Below are 21,014 nucleotides of genomic sequence, written 5' to 3' on the forward strand. Positions count from 1 at the left end.
TCCATGAAGACCTACGCGTTGACGCTGCCGGTCGACGGCCTCGACACCTGGCGGGACCACAAGCGCTACCTGTGGATGCTGGGGCTGGTCGTCCCGCTGCTGCCCTTCATCGCGATGGCCCTCCACACCTGGACCGGTGCGGCGGCCACGCTCTGGCTCGGCCCCGTCGTCGTGCTCGTCGTGGTGCCGCTGATCGACCTGGTGGCCGGGTTCGACCGCTCCAACCCGCCCGACGAGGTGATGGAGGCACTCGAGGAAGACCGCTACTACCGCTGGATCACCTACGCGTTCCTGCCCGTGCAGTACGCCGGGCTGATCGCGGGGATGTGGTTCCTCAGCACGCAGGACGCCGGGGTGGCCGGCAACGTCGGGCTCGCGCTGACGCTCGGCACCGTGGCCGGCATCGGGATCAACACCGCGCACGAGCTGGGACACAAGAAGGAGTCCGCCGAGCGCTGGCTGGCCAGGGTCGCACTCGCGCAGTGCTTCTACGGCCACTTCTACATCGAGCACAACCGCGGCCACCACGTCCGCGTCGCGACCCCGCAGGACCCGGCGTCGAGCCGGATGGGCGAGAGCTTCTACGCGTTCTGGCCCCGCACGGTCGTCGGTTCGCTGCGCAGCGCGTGGCGGGTGGAGCGCAAGCGCTTCGCGCGCCGCGACAAGCACCCGTACCGCCTGGGCAACGACGTGCTGAACGCGTGGCTGATGTCGGCGGTGCTGTGGGGCGCGCTGATCGCCGTGTTCGGCGTCGGGATCCTGCCCTACCTGGTGATCCAGGCCGTCTTCGGCTTCTCGCTGCTGGAGGTCGTCAACTACATGGAGCACTACGGGATGCTGCGCCAGCAGATCGGCCCGCCCGACCGGCGCCGCTACGAGCGGGTCACGCCCGCACACTCGTGGAACTCCAACAACGTGGCCACCAACGTGCTGCTCTACCACCTGCAGCGCCACAGCGACCACCACGCCAACCCGACCCGCCGGTTCCAGACGCTGCGTGACTTCGCCGAGAGCCCCGTCCTGCCCACCGGGTACACCGGCATGATGCTGCTCGCCGTCATCCCGCCGCTGTTCCGCGCGACGATGGACCCGCTGGTCGTCGCGCACTACGACGGTGACCTGCGGCTGGCGAACCTGGCCCCTCGCAAGCGCGAGAAGCTGCTCGCCCGCTACCCGGTTCCGGTCGCCGGCACCGACGCCGACCGGCCGGACACCGCCGTCGCGGTGGTCGGTGACGACGTCGCGGCCGCGCGCTGCCCGGGCTGCGGCCACACCTACGTGGTGGCCGAGGGCAACGAGCTGGAGGGCTTCGCCGCCGGCACCTCGTGGGCCGAGGTCCCCGACGACTGGACGTGCCCCGACTGCGGGGTGCGCGACAAGGTCGACTTCATCCCCCTCGCACGCGCCGAGTCCTGACCGGACGGATCACCGCGCCGCTGGGCCCCGCGGTACGGTCCGCGCGTGGCCCCATCGCCGTCGGACACCCTCCGCGAGGTGGCCGCACAGCTGCTCGCCGACCGCGGTGACCTCGTCATGGCCGTACTCGTGGAGATCGCCGGACCGCTACCGGAGTTGGCAGCGGACCCGCACGTGCGGGAGCTGATGACCGCCACCATCCAGGACGTCGTCGCGGCCGGGCTGACAGCGCTGGGCACCGGCTCGGCGGTCACCGGCATCCGAGCGCCAGAGGCCGCGCTCGAGCTGGCCAGGCGGCTGGCGCAGCGCGGGGTGCCGATCTCGACGATGCTGCGCGCCTACCGGCTGGGCCAGGCCGCGTTCCAGCAGGAGGTGATCGGCCGGATCGCGGCCACCCGTGCCGACGGCGCGCAGGTGGCGGCCGCGGCGAGGGACCTGTCGTCGGTGGCGTTCAGCGTCGTCGACGTGGTCTCCGAGGAGGTCGTCCTCGCCTACCAGTCCGAGCGCGACAGCTGGATCAGGCAACGCAACACCGCCCGGCTGGCCCGCGTCACGGCCCTGCTGGCCGGCCGGTCGAGCGACGGCGGCGACCCGGACAGCGCGCTCGGTCACGACCTGGCCGCCGCCCACGTAGCCGCGGTCTTCTGGTGCGGCACCGACGTCGACGAGGACGCCCGGCTCGGACTGCTCGAGCGGAGCGTTCCCGCGGTCGCGAACGCGCTGGGCTGCACCCGGCCGCCGCTGGTGGTGGCGCCCGATGCGGCCACGCTGTGGGCGTGGTTCCCGACCGCGGCCCTGCACCGCGACGCGCTCGTCGATGTGCTGGACGGCGTCCCCGGCACCCATGCGGCGCTCGGCGACCCGGCGCCGGGACTGCCGGGCTTCCGCCGCAGCCACCAGCAGGCGCAGCAGTGCCAGCAGATCGCCGTGGCCGCCGATGCGGCGCACCGCCTGCGGGTGACCGCGCCTGCCGACCTCGGTCCGCTGGCGCTGCTGGCCGCCGACCCCGCCACCGCGGCGCCGTGGGTGCAGGCGGCGCTGGGCGGGCTGGCCGACGACGACGAGGCGGCCGCCCGCCTGCGCGAGACGCTGTGGGTCTACCTCTCCCACGGCGGCAGCCTCGCCGCGGCCGCCGCGGAGCTGCACCTGCACAAGAACACGATCCAGTACCGGATCCGCAAGGCCGAGCAGCAGCGGGGCACGCCCCTGCAGGACGGCCGGATCGACCTGGAGGTGGCGCTGCTGGCCGCTCGGCTGCTCGGCTCGACGGTGTTGCGCCCACCCACCGCGCCGACGCCGTAGCCACCGCGCCGACGTCCCGACATCGGCGCGGTGGCCAACGGGTCGGCGCGGTCGTCAGGTGTGACCGGCATCACCGTGAGGTCGGAGGTGGGCCACGCGTCTGACCCGTGACCCCTTCCTTGGAGGAATCGTGACCATCTCCGGCATCATCGGCGCCATCGTCATCGGTCTGATCATCGGTGTGCTCGCCCGCCTCATCCTGCCCGGCAAGCAGAACATCCCGATCTGGCTCACGATCGTCGTCGGCATCGTCGCCGCGTTCGTCGGCACGTTCATCGCCAGGCTGATCGGCATCCCCACCGACACCAGCGGCATCGACTGGCTCGAACTGCTGGTCCAGCTCGTGGTAGCGGTGATCGGAGTCGGCATCGTCGCCGGCACCTACGGTCGGCGCGGCGTCACGCGCTGACTACGTGCACGACCGCGTCCGCGGCCCTACGGTCTGCCGGTGACCAGCACCGACACCGGCGGTTCCCACGGGGGACGTCGTCGGTCCTGTTCGCGGCGCCGGTGCCGGGCCAGAGCCCGCTGACGATCACGGCGGCCGTGCTCGTGGTCGCTGCGGTGGCGGCCGTCGCGCTGACCCGCGGCCGGCTCGCGGTCGAGCGGGTGTAGCCGGGTCCGGCCCATTCCTCATTGCAGGGAAGGCAACCTACCGGGACGCCCCCCGCACTGGCCCCGTTGCAGGAAGGTGGCCTTCCTGCAACGCGAGAGCCTGCCGCGCGCCGGTCGAGTGATCAACGCCCACCGGTTCCGGTTGGATCATGAGCCAATGAGCGCTCGACCGCCGACACGAAGACCGCGCCGCACGGCCCCACGCCGGGCCCCTCCCGTGCGCCTCGGCGAGCATGCTCGGTGCGAGCCGCACCGCAGCGCAGTCGCCAGGGCCTCTTTCATGGCGGCCGCAGGCCATGCAGGACCTTCCTGCAACCGGGCCAGCGCGGTGGGCGGCGCACCACGAGACCGGGAGAGCAGGATGGCCCCGTGGACCTTCCGCTGACCCCACCCCTGCAGCCGATGCTCGCCGCCGCGGTCGACGCCATCCCGGCCGACGGCGACCTGGTGTTCGAGCCGAAGTGGGACGGCTTCCGCTGCCTCGTCTTCCGCGACCACGACGAGGTGCTGCTCCAGTCCCGCAGCGGCAAGTCGCTCAACCGGTACTTCCCCGAGGTCGAGGCGGAGATGCTGCGCGTGCTGCCGCCGCAGGCCGTCGTCGACGGCGAGCTGGTCGTCGCGGTGGACGACGAGCTGGACTTCGACGCGCTGTCCGAACGGATCCATCCGGCCGCCTCCCGCGTCACGCTGCTGGCCGAGAAGACCCCCGCTGTCCTCGTCGCGTTCGACCTGCTCGCGCTCGGCACCCGCGAGCTGCTCGAGTCCCCCACGGTCGAGCGCCGCGCCGCGCTGCTCGACCTCTCGGGGCTGCACGTGACGCCCGCCACCACCGACCGCGAGCTGGCGCAGCAGTGGTTCACCCTGTTCGAGGGCGCCGGCCTCGACGGCGTGATGGGCAAACCGGCCGGCGGGCCGTACACACCCGGCAAGCGCACGATGATCAAGATCAAGCACGCGCGCACGGCCGACGTCGTGCTCGCCGGCCTGCGCTGGCACAAGGACACCGAGCCGGGCACCGCCGTCGGCTCGCTGCTGCTGGGCCTCTACGACGAGGCCGGGCTCCTGCACCACATCGGCGTCGCCGGGTCGTTCAAGGCCGCCGACCGGCGGGCGCTGGCCACCGAGCTCGCCGAGCTGATCACCGAGGACGAGGCCCACCCGTGGGTGTCGCCGCAGCCGGGTCAGCGCATCCCCGGCGAGATCAACCGCTGGCGGGGCGCCCAAGCGCAGTTCGTGCCGTTGCGTCCCGAGCGGGTCGTCGAGATCCACTACACCCAGACCGAGGGCGACCAGCCCGTCCGGCTGCGGCACAACGGGCAGTTCGCGCGGTGGCGACCCGACCGCGAGCCGGCATCCTGCCGCTACGAGCAGCTCGACATCCCCGCACGTTACGACGTCGCCGCCGTGCTGCGCGGAGACCTCAGGGCGCGCGACTGACGCGGCCCGCCTACCGCACCGGCCGGTAGGTCGCGATGATCACGCCGCTGCTGGTGGACCGGGACCCCGTCAGTTCCAGCTTCGCCAGCGCGGCGTCGTCGGTGAACAACCGCTGCCGACCGCCGCCGGCCACCACGGGGTGGATGAGCAGCGTCAGCTCGTCGAGCAGGCCGGCATCGAACAGCGCCCGCACCAGCGTCGGACTGCCGCCGACGCCGATCGTGGAGCCGTCCTGCCCACGCAGCTCGGCCACGAAGTCGGTGACCGAGCCCTTGATCAAGGTGCTGCCCGGCCACTCGTCCACCGACGCCAGCGTCGAGGACGCGACGTAGCGCGGTGTCTGGTTGATCCATCCCGCGAACGGCTCCTCCGTCGAGGTCGGCCAGTAGGACGCCCACTCCGTGAACGTCACCCGGCCCATCAGCACGACATCCTGTTCGGCGAGCGCGCGCGACATCTCAGCGCCCATCTCGTCGTCGAAGTCGAACTGCCATTCGTTCGGTGCCTCGACCACCAGGTCGAGCGAGCTGAACAGCGATGCGGACACCTTGCGCACGACGACACCTCCTTCGGGTTGTGAGTGGTCAGCCGCCGGCGACGAAGCGACGCAGAACAGGGGCGAGCACGTCGGCCTCGACGCTGTGCTGCTCCCCCGGCACCGCCAGCAGGGTTGCGGTCGGCAGCAGGTCCGCAGCGGCGTGCGCGCCCGCGACCAGCGACGGGTCGGTGCCCTCGCCGTAGAGCACCAGCGTCGGCACCGTGATGGCTGCCCACCGGTCCGACGGCAGCGGCGCACCCGACATCGTCGACCCCATGATCCGGCCGTCGTAGGCGATCGTCGGTGCCACCGACTCCAGAGCCGGCCAGAACGGACTCTGCCGGATGCCGACCACGGCCTCGGCCGGCATCCCCACCGCCGCGGTCAGGAACAGCTCCGCGGCGTCTCCCGGCCGGCCGTCGGTGACGCACCGGTCCAGCTGCTCGACGTAGTCGGCCGGCAGCGGCGGACGGCTGGCACCCACCACGAACGGCGGCTCGAACACCGCCAGCCGGCTCACCGGCAACCCCGCCGCGGTGGCGTCCATCGCGAGCACCGCACCCGACGAGAACCCGCACAGCACCGCCTGGCCACCGGCGTCCGCGATCAGCGCCGCCAGGTCCTCGATCTCCCGCTCCACCGCGTACGGCGCCGTGTCCGTGCTCTCGCCACGGCCGCGACGGTCGTAGGCGTACACCCGGAAGCCGTCGGCGAGCAGCTGCCCCACCGCCGCGTTGAGCGGGTTGACCGCCCGGAAGCTCGTCGCGCCGTCAACCATGATCAGCGGCTGCCCCTCGCCCCACGCGTCGAACGCGATCGACGTGCCGTCCTTGGATCGCACCGTTCCCATGCCCGCACCCCTCAGCCGACCTGCTCCGTTAGAACTAGACGGTACGGTACTCAGATGGGTACGGAACTGTCCAGTACTGCAGTACGGAACAGTCCAGTACACTGCCGTCAGAACGGGAGGTTGTCGTGGACCCACTACCGGAGGGCGCCGACGAAGGTCGCACCGCGCGCAAGCGGCGGGCGATCCTGGACGCGGCCACCGCGGTGTTCCTGCAGCACGGCTACGTCGGGGCCAGCATGGACGAGGTGGCGGCGAAGGCCGCGGTGTCCAAGCAGACCGTCTACAAGCAGTTCGCCGACAAGCAGCACCTCTTCACCGAGATCATCCTCGGCACCACCGTCCAGGTCGTCGACGGCTTCGGGAAGACCGTTGCCGACACCGTCGAGACGGCCACCGACCTGCAAGGAGCGTTCCGCGACCTCGCGCTGCTCTTCTTCGACAGCTTCCTGCTGTCGGACGTCGTGCGATTGCGCCGCCTCGTACTCGCGGAGGCCGACCGCTTCCCCGACATCTCCACGGCCTGGTTCGAGCGCAACTTCCACCGCGCGCTGGTGCTGCTGGGCGAGTCGCTGGCACGCCTGGTCGAGCGGGGTGTGTTGCGCGAGCTCCCCGATCCGACGCTGGCCGCCTACCACTTCGCCGGGCTCTGCATGTACAAGCCGATGAACCAGACGATGTTCGCCGGGAGCGCGGCGCGGCCGCCCGACGCCGAGCTCGCCACCATCGCCGATCAGGCGGCGCGGGTGTTCCTCGCGGCCTACGGGCGCAGCTGAACCCGTACGGTGCAACGATGTGCCCGTGAGCGGATCCGTGCTCGAAGCGGCCCGGGCGGGCGACGAGCGCGCCTTCCGGGAGCTCACCGAGCCACACCTGCGTGAGCTGCACGTGCACTGCTACCGGATGCTCGGGTCGATCACCGACGCCGAGGACGTGCTGCAGGAGACGTTGCTGGCGGCCTGGCGCGGCCTCGATACGTTCGCCGGCCGGGCATCCCTGCGGGCATGGCTCTACCGCATCGCGACCAACCGCTGCCTCAACGCCGTCCGCGACGGCAAGCGCCGCCCGCCCCTCGAACCGGTGCCACCCTTCGCACCGCCCGAACCGACCCGGCGCGACACGATCACCTGGCTGCAGCCCTACCCGGACGCCTGGCTGGAATCGGGCCCCGCCGACCGCTACGAGGAGCGCGAGACGATCTCGCTGGCGTTCGTCGCCGCGCTGCAGCGCCTCCCGCCGCGCCAGACGGCCGCGCTGCTGCTGTGCGACGTGCTCGGGTACTCGCCCGCCGAGGCGGCGGCGATGCTGGACGTCGGCGGTACCGCGCTCAAGGGCCTGCTGCAACGCGCCCGCGCGGCGCGGGAGCACATCGATCCCCCCGCCGCGGCGGCGGACCCGGCACACGACGGGGTGGCGCGCCGCTTCGCCGAGGCCTACGTCGACGGCGACGTGGCGGGCGTGATCGCGCTGCTCACCGACGACGCCTGGCTGGCCATGCCGCCCGCGCCCCACGCGTACCAGGGGCCCACCGCTATCGCCGCCTTCCTGCGGTCGAGCATGGACTGGCGCGGGCCCCGGACCCTGCGCCTGTCACCGATCCGGGTCAACGGCCAGCCGGCGTTCACCTGCCACCTCACCGAGCCGGGTTCGGCGCAGGAGCGTCGCACCGGAGCCATCGTCCTGACGGTGTCGGCCGAGGGCCGGGTCACCGCAATCACCCACTTCCTCGACGGCGAACTGGCGCAGCTACTCCGGTCAGCCGCCCCAGCACCACCACGTCCGGCTCTCCGCGCGGCACCGGGATCTCCAGGGTCGTGACGTGGTCGAACCTGGTGCGCAGACGTGCGGCGAAGGCGTCGGCTCGGGCGGCGCTCCACAGCGCGAGCACGCCTCCCGGGGCCAGCACCCGCGCGGCGGTGGCGATCCCGTCGTCGGTGTAGAGCTGCCCGTTGCCGGGTGTCACGAGCCAGTCGGGACCGTTGTCGACGTCCAGGCAGATCGCGTCGACCGAGGCGGTCTCGGCACCGGCCAGCCAGTCGACGATGTCGGCCTCGTGCACGACGGTGCGCGGGTCGCGGACCGCGTCGCCGTGCACCGCGGCGAGCGGCCCGAGGTTCCAGCGGATCACCGCGGGCTCGCGCTCCACGACGTGCACCTCGCCGACGCGCGGATCGGCCAGCGCCGCGGCCAGCGACAACCCCACCCCGAGCCCGCCGATCAGCATCCGCCCCGGCGGCGGCATCCGCTCGGCCGCGGCGGTGATCAACAGCCGCTCCGACGCGCCGTTGCGGGTGTCCATGAGGAACGTGCCGTTGGCCACGATCTCGTGGTGTGCGCCGCGCTTGCTCAGGATGAGCTCGCCGCACAGGCCGGCGCACCGTTCCACCTCCACCGGGTGGTCGTCCGGGTCGGTCATCCACCCAGAATCCCACGGGCTCAGGGCGTCGCGTCCACCACCAACAGCTGATGACCCGTCACGGCGACCGCGACGGCTTCGCCGATCGTGAGCGTCGCGGCGTCGGCGCTGGGGCTGTCGACGAGCACGGTGAGGTCCTCGTCGAGCAGGACCCCGACCCGCGTCGTCCCGCCGAGGAAGGTCTTGCCGGTGACGATGCCCGGCCCGTGGGCGATCGCGCGCACCGTGAGCGACTCCGGCCGGGCCAGCACGTGCACCCCGGTGCCCTCGGCGCGACCATCGACGTCTACATCGGACATATGGTCGTCCAGCACTCGCACCCCGCCCGCGACCACGGTGGCGGGCAAGCGGTTCATCGTGCCGACGAACTCGGCGACGAACGCCGTCGCCGGGTGGTCGTAGAGCTCGCTCGGCGGGGCGATCTGCTCGAGCCTGCCGCTGCGCATGACCCCCACGCGGTCGGCCATCGACAGCGCCTCCTCCTGGTCGTGGGTGACGAACAGGGTGGTGGTGCCCAGCTGGGTCTGCAGCAGCCGGATCTGCTCGCGCAACTGCAGGCGCACCTTCGCGTCGAGCGCGGAGAGCGGCTCGTCGAGCAGCAGCACGCGCGGCTCGATCGCCAGCGCCCTGGCTAGCGCGACGCGCTGCTGCTGCCCGCCCGAGAGCTGGTGCGGGTACTTCGACCCGTGGTCGGCCAGTCCCACCATGTCGAGCAGCTCGGCGGCACGCGCGTTGCGGTCACCGCCGCTGCGGCCCCGCACCCGCAGCCCGAACGCGACGTTGTCGCGCGCCGAGAGGTTCGGGAACAGGCTGTAGCTCTGGAACACCATGCCCATGTCGCGCCGCCGCGTCGGAACGCGGCTGATGTCGCGACCGTCGACGACGATCTCGCCGGCGTCCACCGTCTCCATGCCGGCGAGCGCACGCAGCGCGGTGGTCTTGCCGCAGCCCGACGGGCCCAGCAGCGCCACCATCTCCCCCGGCGCGAGCGACAGCGAGAGGCCGTCGAGGGCGCGGGTGGTGCCGAAGGTGCGGTACAGGTTGCGCAGCTCCACCGCGGCCCCGCCGGTGGCGGGCGCGGGCGCGCCGGTCACCCCGGTTTTCGGGCGGCTGGCCGTGACGTCGATCTCGGCGGTCATGACTCTCCTGGAGTGCCGGAGCGGCCGCGCCGCCGGTCGATGAGGGAGATCCCGATGAGCAGCACCCACGTGCCCAGCAGGGCGAGCAGTGACACCGCCACCGACACGTGGGCGTTGTCCTGGTCGAACACGACGACCCACACCGGGAACGTCTCGTACTGGTCGAGGCTGGCCATCGTGTACTCGCCCAGCACCAGCGCGATCGTGAGGATCGTCGCGGACAGCAGTGCCGAGCGCAGGTTGGGCAGCAGCACCCGGAACAGCGTGGTGAACCAGCCGCCGCCCAGCGAGCGGGACGCCTCCACCAGCGTCTTGAGCGCCAGCGCGCGCAGGCCCGAGTCGAGCGACCGGTAGGCGAACGGCATGGCCAGTACCGCGTACTCGAGCGCCAGCAGGTAGGGCGTGCCCTTGAGCGCACCGGGCGACACCTGCAGCACGCCGACGATGAGGACCACCGGCGGGATGACGATCGGCAGGATCGTGATGCCCTCGAACAGCCGCTGCACCGCCGGCAATCGCAGGTGCACGTAGATCGCGGTGGGCACCATCAGCACCAGGGTGATCACGGTCGTGACGACGGCCAGGTTGAGCGACAGCCCGAACGCATCCGCGAAGCCCTCCTGCCCGCCGATACCGCCGAAGACAGCGAGCGAATCCCCGGCGGGGGTCTCCACGGCGAACTCGAACGCCGCGAACAGCGGCACCAGGAAGTACGCCCCGACCAGCACGAGCAGGATCCAACGCGCCCAGGACCCGGCCCGGGGCGCCCGCCGCGGCCGGGCGGCCCGCTGCGGGACCTCGACGGCGACATCGGCTACCGCAACCATCGAGACGCCCTCCGCTGCATCAGGGTGTAGGCACCCATGACCACGGCGATCACGACGATCATGCCGAGGCCGAGCGCCTTGCCGACGTTCTCCTGGCCCGACAGCACGTTGCCGTTGAGGAACGAGCCGATCTGGATCGGGGTGATCGCGAGGCTGCCGCTCGTCAGTGCCTGCGTCGTGGCGTACGCGGAGAACGCGCTCCCGAACAGCAGCAGCACCGAACCGAGGAACGACGGCATCAGCACCGGCCCGCCGACGAGGCGCCAGTACTGCCAGCCGCTGGCGCCGAGGTTGTCGGCGGCCTCCCGCCAGGCCGGTTTGAGGCCCTCCAGCGCCGGGGTGATCACCAGGACCATCATCGGGATCTGGAAGTACATGTAGACCAGCGCGATGCCGGCGAAGGTGTAGAGGCTGAAACCGTGGTCGTACGGGTCGAAGCCGATCGCCTTGAGCCAATCGACGGCGAGTCCGCTGCTACCCAGTGTGGCGATGAACAGGAAGGCCAGCGGCACCCCACCGAAGTTGGCGAACACGCCCGACGCGGTCGACACGGCGCGGCGCAGGGCGCTGCTGCGGCTGGTCTGCACCGCGTAGGCCACGAGCAGGCCGATGATGCCCGGCACCACCGCGGTGATCACCGAGAGCTCGATGCTCGTGAGGTAGCCCTGCAGGTAGATGCCGCTCGTGGCGATGGCGAGGTTGCCGAGCGTGAAGCCGCCGGTCGCCGGGTCCTCGAACGCGCCGATGACGATCGCGAGCACCGGCAGCCCGAGGAACAGCACCGCGTAGATCGTGAACGGCAGCAGCCCGCTGACCGCCTTGAGGCCGCTCAGCAGGCGGGCAGTGGCCGGGCCCCCACCGGCGGGTGCGCCGGTGGGGGCCCGCTCGGTCGAGACAGCGACCACGTCAGCTGCCCACAGCGGTCGTCCACTGCTGGGACACGATCGTCTTCGCCGCGGTCTGCTGCGCGTCCGACGGGTAGGTGGGGTCACCGGACGGGGCGGGCGGGAGCTTCGCGTTGGCGGCCTTGTCGACCGTGCCGTCCTTGACGAGCTCCGGCAGCAGGATCGGCCGGGCGGCTCCGTTGAGCCACAGGTTCTGACCCTCCACCGAGTACAGGTACTCCTCCCACAGCCGCGCGGCGGCCGGGTGCGGCGCGGTCGCGTTGATCGCCTGCGAGTAGTAGGCGGCGTAGCTCGCGTCGGTCGGGATGACGACCTTCCACGTGGGCAGCTGGCTCGCCACCGACGAAGCCTGCAGGTAGTCCCACCACACCAGGATCGGCGTCTGTCCACTCTGCACGGTGGACGGCGACCCGGTCACCGGCACGAAGTTGCCCACCGCCTTGAGCTTCTTGAAGAAGTCGACGCCGGGCGCGATGTTGTCGAACGAGCCACCGTTGGCAAGAGCCGCCGCGTAGACGGCCGCGAACGCGGCACCGGCCTGCGTCGGGTTGCCGTTGATGGCCACCATGTTCTTGTACTCGGGCTTGAGCAGGTCAGCGAACGACGTCGGCGGGTTCGGCACCTTCGCCGGGTCGTAGCCGATGGAGACGTAGCCGCCGTAGTCGCTGGCCCAGGCCCCGTTCGGGTCCTTGGCGGCGGCCGGGATCTTGTCGAAGGTCGCGACCTTGTAGGGCGCCAGCAACCCGTCCTTCGCGGCCTGGATGGCGAAGGACTGCCCGAGGTCGAGCACGTCGGGCGCGCGGTCCTGGCCCTTGAGCTGCTTGACGGCGTTGATCTCGTCCTGGCTCGACCCGTCCGGGTTGGCGTTGTTGATCGTGATGCCGTACTTGGCCTCGAACGCCTTGATGATGTTGCCGTAGTTGGCCCAGTTCGCCGGCAGCGTGATCGTGTTGAGCTGCCCCTCCTTCTTGGCGGCGGCGACGAGCGCGTCCATGCCGCCCGCGGCCGTCGCCGACGTGGCCGTCGCGGTGCCGGACCCGGACGCCGCGGTGCCGGACGAGCTCGTCCCCGAGCCGCAGGCGGTCAGGGCGACCGCGGCGGCTGCCACGATCGCCAGGCCGGTGAGGGTTCTACGCATAGCGGTTCGCTCCAGGGTCCATCGCCGGTCCGCCCCCGAGCGGATGCGAGATTCGGGCGCTGCCTCCGTCCGACGGCAGCGGCCCGAAGGTCGCAGTGCCCGCTGAAGCCCACGGTGGGTGAAGGCTCAACAGCGGGTGAACACCTGAACAACCACACGTGCGCGGCGCCCGGATCGTCGCAATCGAGCAGGTAGAGCGCGCCGATCATGATCCCGGTCACCCCACGGCTGTGCGCGCAGGAACAGCTCGATCACCGGGATCTCCACCCGCGGCGGCCGCACCGGGAGCGTCAGGGTCCGGGAGCGTCAGGGTGAGGGTGCCGGGCGGCTGCGACGCCGGCGTGGTGTTGACCGCAGCCTGCCCCGCGGCCGCCTCCGTCATGCCGATCTCCGACGCGTCGCCGAGCAGTTGCGTCAGCCGGCGGCCAGCAGGCCTCGGACCTGTGCGACGAGCTGCTCGGTGACCAGCTCGAGCGGCTCCAGACTGCGCTCGGCCTGGCTCAGCACCACGGCCCCCTCGCTGGCGGAGATGAGCAGGGCCGAGAACCGCGCGGCGTCGTGATGCGTGAGCCCGCCCTGCTCCAGCAGCTCGGCCATCCGCAGCCGCCACGCCCGAAACGTCGTGGCCGCGTGGTCGAGGAACTCGGTGGCGATGGTGACCGCGAGGGCCAGGAGCAGATCACCAGCGAGGCCACCGAGATCGTCGCGCGCATCGCGGGTGACCCGTCGCTCGCGCAGCGGACCTGGGTGATCCTGACCCTCGCCGCCGAGGGTGGCCGCGGCCCGGGCGGCGGCCGCCACGAGCTGACAGTCGACAACCCCGGTGCGCGGGGCGCCGGGCCGTCGACGAAAGTGGAGGCATGGAGTTCCGTCGTCTCGGCCGCAGCGGCCTTTCCGTCAGCGAGATTTCCTACGGCAACTGGATCACCCACGGTTCCCAGGTGGAGGAGGACCAGGCCCAGGCCTGCGTCCGCGCCGCGCTCGACGCGGGCATCACCACCTTCGACACCGCCGACGTCTACGCGGGCACCCGCGCCGAGTCGGTGCTCGGCAGGGCGCTGGCCGGCCAGCGCCGCGAGGGCCTGGAGATCTTCACCAAGGTCTTCTGGCCCACCGGCACCGGTCCCAACGACCGCGGGCTCGGACGCAAGCACATCATCGAGTCGGCCAACAACTCGCTCAAGCGCCTGCAGACCGACTACATCGACCTCTACCAGGCACACCGCTTCGATCGCTCCACCCCGCTCGAAGAGACGTTCCTCGCGTTCGCCGACCTCATCCGCCAGGGCAAGGTGCTCTACATCGGCGTCTCGGAGTGGAGCGCCGAGGAGATCACGCGCGGGGCGGCGATCGCCCGGGAGCTGCAGGTGCCCCTGATCTCCAACCAGCCGCAGTACTCGATGCTCTGGCGGGTCATCGAGTCACAGGTGGTGCCGGCGTCCGAGCGGGAGGGGCTCAGCCAGATCGTCTGGTCCCCGATCGCGCAGGGCGTGCTCACCGGCAAGTACAAGCCCGGCGCGCAGCCGCCGAGCGACTCCCGGGCCGCGGACGAGAAGGGCGGTTCCAACATGATCGCCCGCTGGCTGCGCGACGACGTTCTGGAGCGCGTCCAGCTCCTGCAGCCGGTGGCCGACGAGGTCGGGCTGTCGATGGCGCAGCTCGCGGTGGCCTGGGTGCTGCACAACCCGAACGTCGCCTCGGCGATCATCGGCGCGTCCCGGCCGGAGCAGGTTGCCGAGAACGTCAAGGCCGCCGGGGTGCAGCTCACCTCCGAGATCGTCGACAAGATCGACGACATCCTGGGCGACGTCGTCGAGTACGACCCGCGCAAGACCGTCAGCCCGTAGGGCCCGGCCCGACCGCGCCAACGAATTCGCCACCGCGCCAACGTCAGGACATTGGCGCGGTGGCCACGAGATTGGCGCGGTGGCCGCCCGATTTGGCGGCGCCAACCGTTTCGCCACCGCGCCGACGTCAGGACGTTGGCGCGGTGGCCAATGGGTTGGCGCGGTGGGCCGCCCCGACCGCGCCAATGAACTCCCCACCGCGCCAACGTCGGGACGTCGGCGCGGTGGCTACTGGGTTGGCGCGGTGGCCGTCCGGAAGGACGGCGCCAACCGTCTCTGCTCCGCCGTGGCCATCGCGTCGGCGCGGTTCTCGCCGCCGAAGCGCTCGACCCGCGGCGCGTTCGCGCAGTAGCTTGCCGGGATGGGGTCGAGCGGGAACGTCGTGATCGTCGGCGCCGGCATCGGTGGCCTGGCCACAGCACTGTTCCTGCACGAGGCCGGGATCGCGTGCACGGTCCACGAGCGCTCCACGTCGATCCGGGAGCTCGGGGTCGGCATCAACGCGCTGCCGCACGCGGTGGGCCCGCTCGCCCGGCTGGGCCTGCTGGAACGGCTCGCCGAGGTCGCGATCAGCACCGGGGAGCTGCGCTACGCGCACCGGCTCGGCCCCGAGATCATGCGTCGAGCCTGCGGGATCGACGCCGGCCACGAGTTCCCGCAGTTCTCCATCCACCGCGGCCGGCTGCAGGGGGTGCTGCACCGGGCGGTGCTCGACCGGCTCGGCCCCGACGCGCTGCACACCGGCCACGCCGTCACCGCCGTCACCCAGGACGCCGAGGGCGTCACGGCCACCTTCACCGACGCCGACGGGCAGCCGGCCACGGCCACCGGCGACGTGCTCGTGGCCGCCGACGGTATGCACTCCACGGTGCGCGCGGCGCTGTACCCCCACGAGGGCGCGCCGCGGTGGAACGGGGTGCTGATGTGGCGGGGCGCCACGGAGTGGCCCGCGTTCCTCGACGGCCGCTCGATGATCATCGCGGGTGGCACCGACGCCAAGCTGGTGCTCTACCCGATCGCGCCGGGACGGACCCCGGACACCCGGCTCACCAACTGGGCGATCTGCATCAAGCTCGGCGAGCCCGGCGATCCGCCGCCCCGCCGCGCGGACTGGTCGCTGCGCGGCGACCCGGCACAGCTGCTCCCTCACCTCGAGCGCTTCCACACCCCGCACGTCGACGTGCGGGGTCTCGTCGCCGCCACTCAGGAGAGCTTCGAGTACCCCATGTGCGACCGCGATCCCTTGCCCCGCTGGACGTTCGGCCGCGTGACGCTGCTCGGCGACGCCGCGCACCCCATGTATCCCATGGGTTCCAACGGCGCGGGCCAGGCGATCCTGGACGCGGTCAGCCTGAGCAACAACCTGCGCCGATCCGCCGAACCGGCTGCGGCATTGCAATCCTATGAGGACGAACGACGGCCGGCGACGGGCGAGATCGTGCTGCGCAATCGCACCGGTGGCCCGGAGCGCGTCATCGACGAGGTGGAACGCAGGGCCCCCAACGGATTCACCGATCTGCGCGACGTGATCGATCCCGCAGAACTGGACGCCATCGTCGGCACCTACTCCGCCGTGACGGTTCCCCAGAACCCGGAGACTCGGTTACCGACTACGAGCTGATCGTGAACGGATCTGCGACCTTCGGCGCCCGCTTGCGCGGTGCCTTCACCGGGGCTGCCTCCGCCTTCTCCGATGCGGTGGCCGACGGCGCAGCCTTCTTCGCCGCTGCGGTCTTGGCAGCGGGGGCCTTGGCAGCGGCGGTCTTGGTCGCCGGCGCCTTGGCCGCTGCGGTCTTGGTGGCCGGAGTCTTGGTTGCTGGAGACTTGGATGCCGGCGCCTTGGCCGAAGCCGACTTCGGGGCCGCCTTCGGGGCCGTCACTTTCGCGGCAGCTGCTTTCGGGGCCGCATTCGGGGCGTCGGCCTTTTCCGCGGGCGCCGCCTTCGGCGCAACAGCCACCTTTGCGACCGGCGCACCGGCGGTGCCGCGGTTCGCGTAAGCGGTCATGACAGCGGCCGGAATGCGGCCGCGCTCAGCCAGGTCGTGGCCGTTCTCGCGAGCCCACTGGCGGACGGCGGCGCTGTTCACGGTGCTGGCAGCGGGGCGCTGCGCACGCGCCGCACCACCTGCGGAGCCGCGTCGCGCACTGGCAACGAAAGGGGCCAGCGCCTCGCGGAGCTTCGCGGCGTTGTCGCCGGAAAGGTCGATCTCGTAGCCGCGGCCGTCGAGACCGAATACGACCGACTCCGACGCGACCGAGCCGTCGAGATCATCGACGAGGACCACGTTGATGTGCTGGGCCACTGGTAGTTCCATCCCATGCAGGTTTCAGCAAGGCCGCCACCAATGTCGCGAAGTTCGCCCGACCCGTGGAGCGAGAGGCGAGCGACACGCGAAACGGTGGAGCACCCCAGGGGTCGGGGCGCCGTTTCCCCCTTGTGTTTCCCTAATCAGAACACAGCGGTGCTCACAGGTCACGGGCACCTCCCGGTAGTGGCTCGCCCGAGACCGGATCACTCCACTCGGACGGTGGTGACCGCGATGCCGATCCAGTGCCAAGCTGTCCCGAACTCTGCGTCCGAACTCTGCACTGCATGCTTGCCGAACGTATTCAGCCGACCACGGAAGGGGCCATCATCACCGCCATCGCCGCAGCCGTCCTCTTTGCCATCGCCCTCATCCTGCATCTGGCGCATCTCTCGCTCGGCCCGCTCGACGAGTGGGCATTCGTCTTCGCCGGTTTGTTGCTCGCCGCCCTGCACCTGGCGGGCGTCGGTACTGCGCGCCGGGTCCGGCGCCGATAGGGTCAGCCGCCCGGCCCGCTCCATATCGATCTTGGAGGCTGCGTGACAACCGGCCGTCGCGACATCAGCGCGGTTTCGCTCGACACCCCGACCTCCGCCCGCGCCTACGGGTGGATGTTTGGGCGGCAAGGACAACTACGAGGTCGACCGCCGGTTCATGACGGCGCAGTTGCGCGACTTCCCCGGTGCGCTCGACACCATCCGGCAGAATCGGTTGTTCCTCTACCGTGCCGTGCGTTTCCTGACGGCCGAGAGGGGGATCCGGCAGTTCATCGACATGGGTTGCGGACTGCCCACCGACAACAATGTGCACCAGGTGGCCGCGCGGTTCACCGACGACGCCCGCGTGGTCTACGTCGACGTCGATCCGATCGTGCTCGCACACGGGCGCGCCATGCTCGCCGCCGACGACTCCACCTCCGTGATCACGGCCGACATCCGTGACCAGGAGTCGGTGCTCGTCCACGACGAGGTGGCGCGGCTCATCGACTTCAGCGAGCCGGTGGCCGTGCTCTTCCTCGCCGTGGGCCACCACCTGGTCGACGCCGCCGACCCGCGAGCCATCCTGCGCGCCGTCGTCGACCGGGCCGCCGCGGGCAGCTACCTCGCGTTCTCCCAGATCATCTGTGAGGAACCCGAGCGCGGGCAGCTGCTCACCAGCAGCATCCGCAAGGCCGGCATCCCCTGGCAGACGCGCACCCCCGCCGAGGTCGACGACCTGCTCTCGGACTTCAAGCCGGTGGAGCCGGGGCTCGTCAACGTCGTCGACTGGCGGCCGCTGCCCGGCCAGCCGCCGCTCGCACCCGTTCCGCACGAGATCGCGCACTACGACGGCGCGTCTCGCATCGACACCACGAGTTACGAGTACGGCGGGGTCCTGCAGGCACCCTGACGCCCCTCCCCGGCGTCAGGCGTGCACCGGCTCCAGCAGCAGGCGTGGCTGGGCCAGCACCACACTGATCGGATCGGCGTCCTCGCGCAGCTGCTCGAAGCCCGGGCCGGGTCGCATCGTCGTGGCCGCCACCGCCACCGCTGCCCCGCAGGCGACGCAGCGACCGCCGCGGTTGACCGCGCCGCCGCAGCCTGCGTGCTCGAACACCCGGCGCGCTCCGTGCGGGGAGTAGAAGGTGTCGCCCCAGTACGCGAGCGCCCGCACCACCGGCCAGAGCGCCAGTCCCTTGTCGGTGAGCTCGTACTCGAACCGGCGTCCCGGTCCCGGGACGCGATCGAGCACGCCTTCCGCCACGAGGAACGCCAGCCGCTCGGTCAGCACCGCACGCGGGACGGCGAGGTGGCCCGAGAAATCATTGAAGCGCCGCACGCCGAAGAACGCGTCGCGGACGATGAGCAGCGACCAGCGTTCGCCGACGACCTCCAGCGTGCGTGCCATGGAACAGGCCTGCTGGGCGTACTCACGGGGAAGCGCCATGTGGCCATGCTCGCACACAAAAGGTTCGGTGAGCGAACTGAACCCGTGTTAGCCTCCGGAACGGTTCGGTCAACGAATCGATCTGAGGATCCCCTGGGGCACGCCCCGGCAAAGCCGTCGAGGAAGTCATGGACACGTCGCTCGTTCACGCACGAACAGGTCGCGCGCTCTCCGTGGCTGCGGGCGGCACGCTGCTCGGCATGATCGCCTTCACCGCGCCACTGGGAATCGTCCCCTCGGTGTCGGCGTCGCTGGGCGCCGGCACATCGGGCACCGCCTGGATCCTGAGCTCGATGAGCCTCGGCCTCGCGATCGCGCTGCTGACATCGGGCGCCATCGGCGACGACTTCGGCAGGCGGCGGGTGTTCGTGATCGGCGCGGTGCTGCTGGCCATCGGCACCGTCGCCTGCCTCGTCGCACCGAGCACGCTGCTGTTCGTGGTGGGCCGGATCGTCGAGGGCATCGGCGCCGCCGCCGTCATGACGTGCGGCCTCGCGGTGATCAGCCATACCTTCCCGGCCGGGCCGAGCCGGATCCATGCCACCGGAGTCTGGGGCGCCAGCATGGGCGCCGGGCCCGCGATCGGGCCGGTGCTGGGCGCCGTGCTCGACGCGACGGTCGGCTGGCGCTACGCCTACCTCGTGATCGCCGTGCTCGCACTGGGGCTCGCGGTGGCCGGGCGGTTCGCGCTCGCCGAGTCGAAGTCGGGTCGTGAGCGCCGCATCGACGTGGTCGGAGCGCTCCTGCTCGGCGCCGGCACCGCCAGCCTCCTCGCGGCGCTGACCGAGGGCCGCCAGGGCTGGACGAGCCCGCTGGTGCTGGTACTGGCCGCAGCCGCGGTCGTACTACTGGTGACGTTCGTCGTGCACCAGCAGCGGTCCGCAGGCGCCATGGTGGACCTGTCGCTGTTCCGCCGCCGCGCCCTGATCGCCGCCACCCTCGCCGCCTTCCTCACCGGCGCCGGTGTGATCGCGCTGATGTCGTTCATCACCACGGTCCTCGAGCGCGGGCTGGCCTACAGCGCGGTCCTCGCCTCGGTCGTCCTGCTGGCGTGGTCGGCCACCAGCGTGGTGACGGCGCTGCTGGTGCGCCACATCCCGGCCTGGATCAACGGCGGCATCCGCCTGAGCGGCGGGCTGGTGCTCATCGCGGCCGGCTTCATCCCGCTGGCGATGCTGACGAGCGACACGTCGGGCTGGCTGCTCGTGCCCGGCTTCATCGTGGCGGGCCTGGGCACCGGCCTGCTCAACGCGACGCTCGGGCGCGAGGCCGTGGCCAGCGTGCCGCCGGCCAGCGCGGGCGCCGGCAGCGGGATCAACAACGCGAGCCGGTACATCGGCGCCGCGTTCGGCGTCACGGTCGTGACGGTGATCGCGGTGCACCCCGGCGCCGCCGACGCCGCGCAGAGCCTCATCGGTGGCTGGAACATCGCCGCCATGGTCGGCATCGGCCTCTCGGTGGTCGGCGGGGCCGTGGTGTTGCTGCTCACCAGGGCCAGCAGGTCCTGATCGGCGCCGGGCGCGGAGAATGCGGCTATGGACGACACCGCTCCGCAGGCGTTCTACCTGCCGGTGAGCGAGGGGGTCTTCGACTCGACGCTCGCCACCGAGAGCCCGTGGGGCGACGGGCAGCAGCACGGCGGGCCACCGTCGGCGCTGCTGGCCCGCGCCGTGCAACGCTGCGCGCCGGGCCATCGCGACGGGGGCACCGCCATGGCCGTCACGCGCATCTCGATCGACTTCCTGGGCGCGCTCCCGCAGGGTCGGGTCGAGGTCACCGCCGAGGTGCTGCGCCCGGGACGGCGGATCGAGCTGGTGGAGGCCACGATGCGCAGCGGTGGCCGGGCCGTCGCCGTGGCCCGCGCGTGGCGCACCCGCGTCGCCGAGGACGCCGCTGTGACCGTGCCCGTCGAACCGGTGCCGCCACCCCCGCTGCCGGGCCCTCAGGAGCAGCGCTACCTGCGCGGCGTCGCCCCGACCTGGGGCTACGGGCGCGCGGTGGACTGGCGCTTCGTCAAGGGCTCCTACGACGAGCCGGGGCCCGCCACGGTCTGGGCCCGGCCGCTGGTGCCGCTCGTGGCGGGGGAGGCGACCACCGGGCTGCAGCGCACGATGATCGTCGCGGACTCCGCCAACGGCGTCAGCGCCGAGCTGGTCGTGTCCGAGTGGCTGTTCGTGCCGCCCACGCTGACCGTCACGACCTACCGCGAGGCCACCGGCGAGTGGATCCTCATGGACGCCGTCACGGCCATCGCTGCCACCGGCGCGGGCATGGCGCACGCCGCACTCGCCGATGAGCTCGGCGGGTTCGGCGTGGCCACGCAACCGCTGTTCGTGGAGCGCCGCTGAGCGGCCG

General features: G+C 71.6%; 22 protein-coding genes. 12 read left to right on the forward strand and 10 right to left on the reverse strand.

From position 1 onward, the window contains the following. Positions 1-3 precede the first annotated feature (3 nt). The 4 genes from ACFPFQ_RS20740 to ACFPFQ_RS20755 all read left to right on the forward strand — a co-directional run bounded on the left by ACFPFQ_RS20740 (position 4) and on the right by ACFPFQ_RS20755 (position 4,770). Positions 4-1,416 carry a fatty acid desaturase gene (locus tag ACFPFQ_RS20740; protein WP_379621240.1) on the forward strand — a complete coding sequence of 471 codons (1,413 nt, stop codon included), beginning with the start codon at positions 4-6 and terminating at the stop codon, positions 1,414-1,416. Positions 1,417-1,461: 45 nt separating this feature from the next. Beyond that, complete coding sequence (locus tag ACFPFQ_RS20745) at positions 1,462-2,718, forward strand: PucR family transcriptional regulator (RefSeq protein WP_379621242.1); 1,257 nt, start codon at positions 1,462-1,464, stop codon at positions 2,716-2,718. Between the two features lie 130 nt (positions 2,719-2,848). Continuing rightward, positions 2,849-3,127, forward strand: coding sequence for a GlsB/YeaQ/YmgE family stress response membrane protein (locus tag ACFPFQ_RS20750; RefSeq protein ID WP_379621244.1), 279 nt, complete (start codon positions 2,849-2,851; stop codon positions 3,125-3,127). Between the two features lie 575 nt (positions 3,128-3,702). Continuing rightward, positions 3,703-4,770 carry an ATP-dependent DNA ligase gene (locus ACFPFQ_RS20755; RefSeq protein ID WP_379621246.1) on the forward strand — a complete coding sequence of 356 codons (1,068 nt, stop codon included), beginning with the start codon at positions 3,703-3,705 and terminating at the stop codon, positions 4,768-4,770. A 10-nt stretch (positions 4,771-4,780) separates the two neighbouring features. Here ACFPFQ_RS20755 and ACFPFQ_RS20760 read toward each other — a convergent pair whose 3' ends face one another. After that, the gene (locus ACFPFQ_RS20760; RefSeq protein ID WP_379621248.1) at positions 4,781-5,326 is read right to left on the reverse strand and encodes a dihydrofolate reductase family protein; all 546 of its coding nucleotides are present in this window, start codon (positions 5,324-5,326) and stop codon (positions 4,781-4,783) included. A gap of 28 nt (positions 5,327-5,354) precedes the next feature. Next, complete coding sequence (locus ACFPFQ_RS20765; RefSeq protein WP_379621250.1) at positions 5,355-6,158, reverse strand: alpha/beta fold hydrolase; 804 nt, start codon at positions 6,156-6,158, stop codon at positions 5,355-5,357. Between the two features lie 125 nt (positions 6,159-6,283). Here ACFPFQ_RS20765 and ACFPFQ_RS20770 point away from each other — a divergent pair, with 125 nt between their 5' ends. After that, positions 6,284-6,931 (forward strand): TetR/AcrR family transcriptional regulator, encoded by a 648-nt coding sequence (locus ACFPFQ_RS20770; RefSeq protein ID WP_379621252.1) that lies wholly within the window; start codon positions 6,284-6,286, stop codon positions 6,929-6,931. Positions 6,932-6,956: 25 nt separating this feature from the next. Continuing rightward, complete coding sequence (locus ACFPFQ_RS20775; protein WP_379621254.1) at positions 6,957-7,973, forward strand: RNA polymerase subunit sigma-70; 1,017 nt, start codon at positions 6,957-6,959, stop codon at positions 7,971-7,973. Here the strand turns inward: ACFPFQ_RS20775 and ACFPFQ_RS20780 are convergent. The 6 genes from ACFPFQ_RS20780 to ACFPFQ_RS20805 form a co-directional block, all read right to left on the reverse strand. Continuing rightward, positions 7,870-8,571 carry a spermidine synthase gene (locus ACFPFQ_RS20780; RefSeq protein WP_379621256.1) on the reverse strand — a complete coding sequence of 234 codons (702 nt, stop codon included), beginning with the start codon at positions 8,569-8,571 and terminating at the stop codon, positions 7,870-7,872. The two genes, ACFPFQ_RS20775 and ACFPFQ_RS20780, sit on opposite strands and share 104 nt — an antisense overlap. Before the next feature lie 20 nt (positions 8,572-8,591). Beyond that, the gene (locus ACFPFQ_RS20785; protein WP_379621258.1) at positions 8,592-9,710 is read right to left on the reverse strand and encodes an ABC transporter ATP-binding protein; all 1,119 of its coding nucleotides are present in this window, start codon (positions 9,708-9,710) and stop codon (positions 8,592-8,594) included. Then, the gene (locus tag ACFPFQ_RS20790; RefSeq protein ID WP_379621260.1) at positions 9,707-10,537 is read right to left on the reverse strand and encodes an ABC transporter permease; all 831 of its coding nucleotides are present in this window, start codon (positions 10,535-10,537) and stop codon (positions 9,707-9,709) included. The genes ACFPFQ_RS20785 and ACFPFQ_RS20790 overlap by 4 nt, the downstream gene beginning before the upstream one ends. Continuing rightward, a complete protein-coding gene (locus ACFPFQ_RS20795) occupies positions 10,525-11,442 on the reverse strand; it encodes an ABC transporter permease (RefSeq protein WP_379621262.1) in 918 nt (305 codons plus the stop codon). Before ACFPFQ_RS20795 ends, ACFPFQ_RS20790 begins: the two co-directional genes overlap by 13 nt. Position 11,443: 1 nt before the next feature. Beyond that, positions 11,444-12,580 (reverse strand): ABC transporter substrate-binding protein, encoded by a 1,137-nt coding sequence (locus ACFPFQ_RS20800; RefSeq protein ID WP_379621264.1) that lies wholly within the window; start codon positions 12,578-12,580, stop codon positions 11,444-11,446. Positions 12,581-12,994: 414 nt separating this feature from the next. After that, positions 12,995-13,381: a hypothetical protein gene (locus ACFPFQ_RS20805; RefSeq protein ID WP_379621266.1), complete on the reverse strand. Its 387-nt coding sequence runs from the start codon at positions 13,379-13,381 to the stop codon at positions 12,995-12,997. Between the two features lie 59 nt (positions 13,382-13,440). On the opposite strand from ACFPFQ_RS20805, the gene ACFPFQ_RS20810 reads away from it, so the two are divergent. Then, complete coding sequence (locus tag ACFPFQ_RS20810) at positions 13,441-14,427, forward strand: aldo/keto reductase family protein (protein ID WP_379621268.1); 987 nt, start codon at positions 13,441-13,443, stop codon at positions 14,425-14,427. 361 nt (positions 14,428-14,788) lie between these two features. After that, on the forward strand, positions 14,789-16,048 hold the full coding sequence (locus tag ACFPFQ_RS20815) for a flavin-dependent oxidoreductase (protein ID WP_379621270.1): 1,260 nt from the start codon (positions 14,789-14,791) through the stop codon (positions 16,046-16,048). Here the strand turns inward: ACFPFQ_RS20815 and ACFPFQ_RS20820 are convergent. Next, positions 16,038-16,730 (reverse strand): histone-like nucleoid-structuring protein Lsr2, encoded by a 693-nt coding sequence (locus ACFPFQ_RS20820; protein ID WP_379621272.1) that lies wholly within the window; start codon positions 16,728-16,730, stop codon positions 16,038-16,040. The two genes, ACFPFQ_RS20815 and ACFPFQ_RS20820, sit on opposite strands and share 11 nt — an antisense overlap. 290 nt (positions 16,731-17,020) lie before the next feature. On the opposite strand from ACFPFQ_RS20820, the gene ACFPFQ_RS20825 reads away from it, so the two are divergent. Together ACFPFQ_RS20825 and ACFPFQ_RS20830 are read left to right on the forward strand one after the other, a co-directional pair. After that, the gene (locus ACFPFQ_RS20825) at positions 17,021-17,230 is read left to right on the forward strand and encodes a hypothetical protein (protein WP_379621274.1); all 210 of its coding nucleotides are present in this window, start codon (positions 17,021-17,023) and stop codon (positions 17,228-17,230) included. A gap of 118 nt (positions 17,231-17,348) precedes the next feature. After that, positions 17,349-18,122, forward strand: coding sequence for an SAM-dependent methyltransferase (locus ACFPFQ_RS20830; protein WP_379621276.1), 774 nt, complete (start codon positions 17,349-17,351; stop codon positions 18,120-18,122). A gap of 15 nt (positions 18,123-18,137) precedes the next feature. Here the strand turns inward: ACFPFQ_RS20830 and ACFPFQ_RS20835 are convergent, their stop codons facing one another. Continuing rightward, on the reverse strand, positions 18,138-18,659 hold the full coding sequence (locus ACFPFQ_RS20835) for a winged helix-turn-helix transcriptional regulator (RefSeq protein WP_379621278.1): 522 nt from the start codon (positions 18,657-18,659) through the stop codon (positions 18,138-18,140). Positions 18,660-18,787: 128 nt separating this feature from the next. Between ACFPFQ_RS20835 and ACFPFQ_RS20840 the strand changes: the two genes are divergently transcribed. Both ACFPFQ_RS20840 and ACFPFQ_RS20845 read left to right on the forward strand, forming a co-directional pair. Beyond that, on the forward strand, positions 18,788-20,167 hold the full coding sequence (locus tag ACFPFQ_RS20840) for an MFS transporter (RefSeq protein WP_379621280.1): 1,380 nt from the start codon (positions 18,788-18,790) through the stop codon (positions 20,165-20,167). Between the two features lie 27 nt (positions 20,168-20,194). Continuing rightward, on the forward strand, positions 20,195-21,007 hold the full coding sequence (locus ACFPFQ_RS20845) for a thioesterase family protein (RefSeq protein WP_379621282.1): 813 nt from the start codon (positions 20,195-20,197) through the stop codon (positions 21,005-21,007). Positions 21,008-21,014 lie beyond the last annotated feature (7 nt).

It is taken from the genome of Pseudonocardia sp. GCM10023141 (assembly GCF_042653605.1).

What these genes read in the sequence shown, in the direction of transcription:
- ACFPFQ_RS20765 (WP_379621250.1), bottom strand. Translation starts at nt 6,158, where the DNA reads ATGGGAACGGTGCGATCCAAGGACGGCACGTCGATCGCGTTCGACGCG.
- ACFPFQ_RS20825 (WP_379621274.1), top strand. Translation starts at nt 17,021, where the DNA reads ATGCTTGCCGAACGTATTCAGCCGACCACGGAAGGGGCCATCATCACC.
- ACFPFQ_RS20840 (WP_379621280.1), top strand. Translation starts at nt 18,788, where the DNA reads ATGGACACGTCGCTCGTTCACGCACGAACAGGTCGCGCGCTCTCCGTG.
- ACFPFQ_RS20780 (WP_379621256.1), bottom strand. Translation starts at nt 8,571, where the DNA reads ATGACCGACCCGGACGACCACCCGGTGGAGGTGGAACGGTGCGCCGGC.
- ACFPFQ_RS20740 (WP_379621240.1), top strand. Translation starts at nt 4, where the DNA reads ATGAAGACCTACGCGTTGACGCTGCCGGTCGACGGCCTCGACACCTGG.
- ACFPFQ_RS20835 (WP_379621278.1), bottom strand. Translation starts at nt 18,659, where the DNA reads ATGGCGCTTCCCCGTGAGTACGCCCAGCAGGCCTGTTCCATGGCACGC.
- ACFPFQ_RS20790 (WP_379621260.1), bottom strand. Translation starts at nt 10,537, where the DNA reads ATGGTTGCGGTAGCCGATGTCGCCGTCGAGGTCCCGCAGCGGGCCGCC.
- ACFPFQ_RS20785 (WP_379621258.1), bottom strand. Translation starts at nt 9,710, where the DNA reads ATGACCGCCGAGATCGACGTCACGGCCAGCCGCCCGAAAACCGGGGTG.
- ACFPFQ_RS20815 (WP_379621270.1), top strand. Translation starts at nt 14,789, where the DNA reads ATGGGGTCGAGCGGGAACGTCGTGATCGTCGGCGCCGGCATCGGTGGC.
- ACFPFQ_RS20800 (WP_379621264.1), bottom strand. Translation starts at nt 12,580, where the DNA reads ATGCGTAGAACCCTCACCGGCCTGGCGATCGTGGCAGCCGCCGCGGTC.
- ACFPFQ_RS20845 (WP_379621282.1), top strand. Translation starts at nt 20,195, where the DNA reads ATGGACGACACCGCTCCGCAGGCGTTCTACCTGCCGGTGAGCGAGGGG.
- ACFPFQ_RS20810 (WP_379621268.1), top strand. Translation starts at nt 13,441, where the DNA reads ATGGAGTTCCGTCGTCTCGGCCGCAGCGGCCTTTCCGTCAGCGAGATT.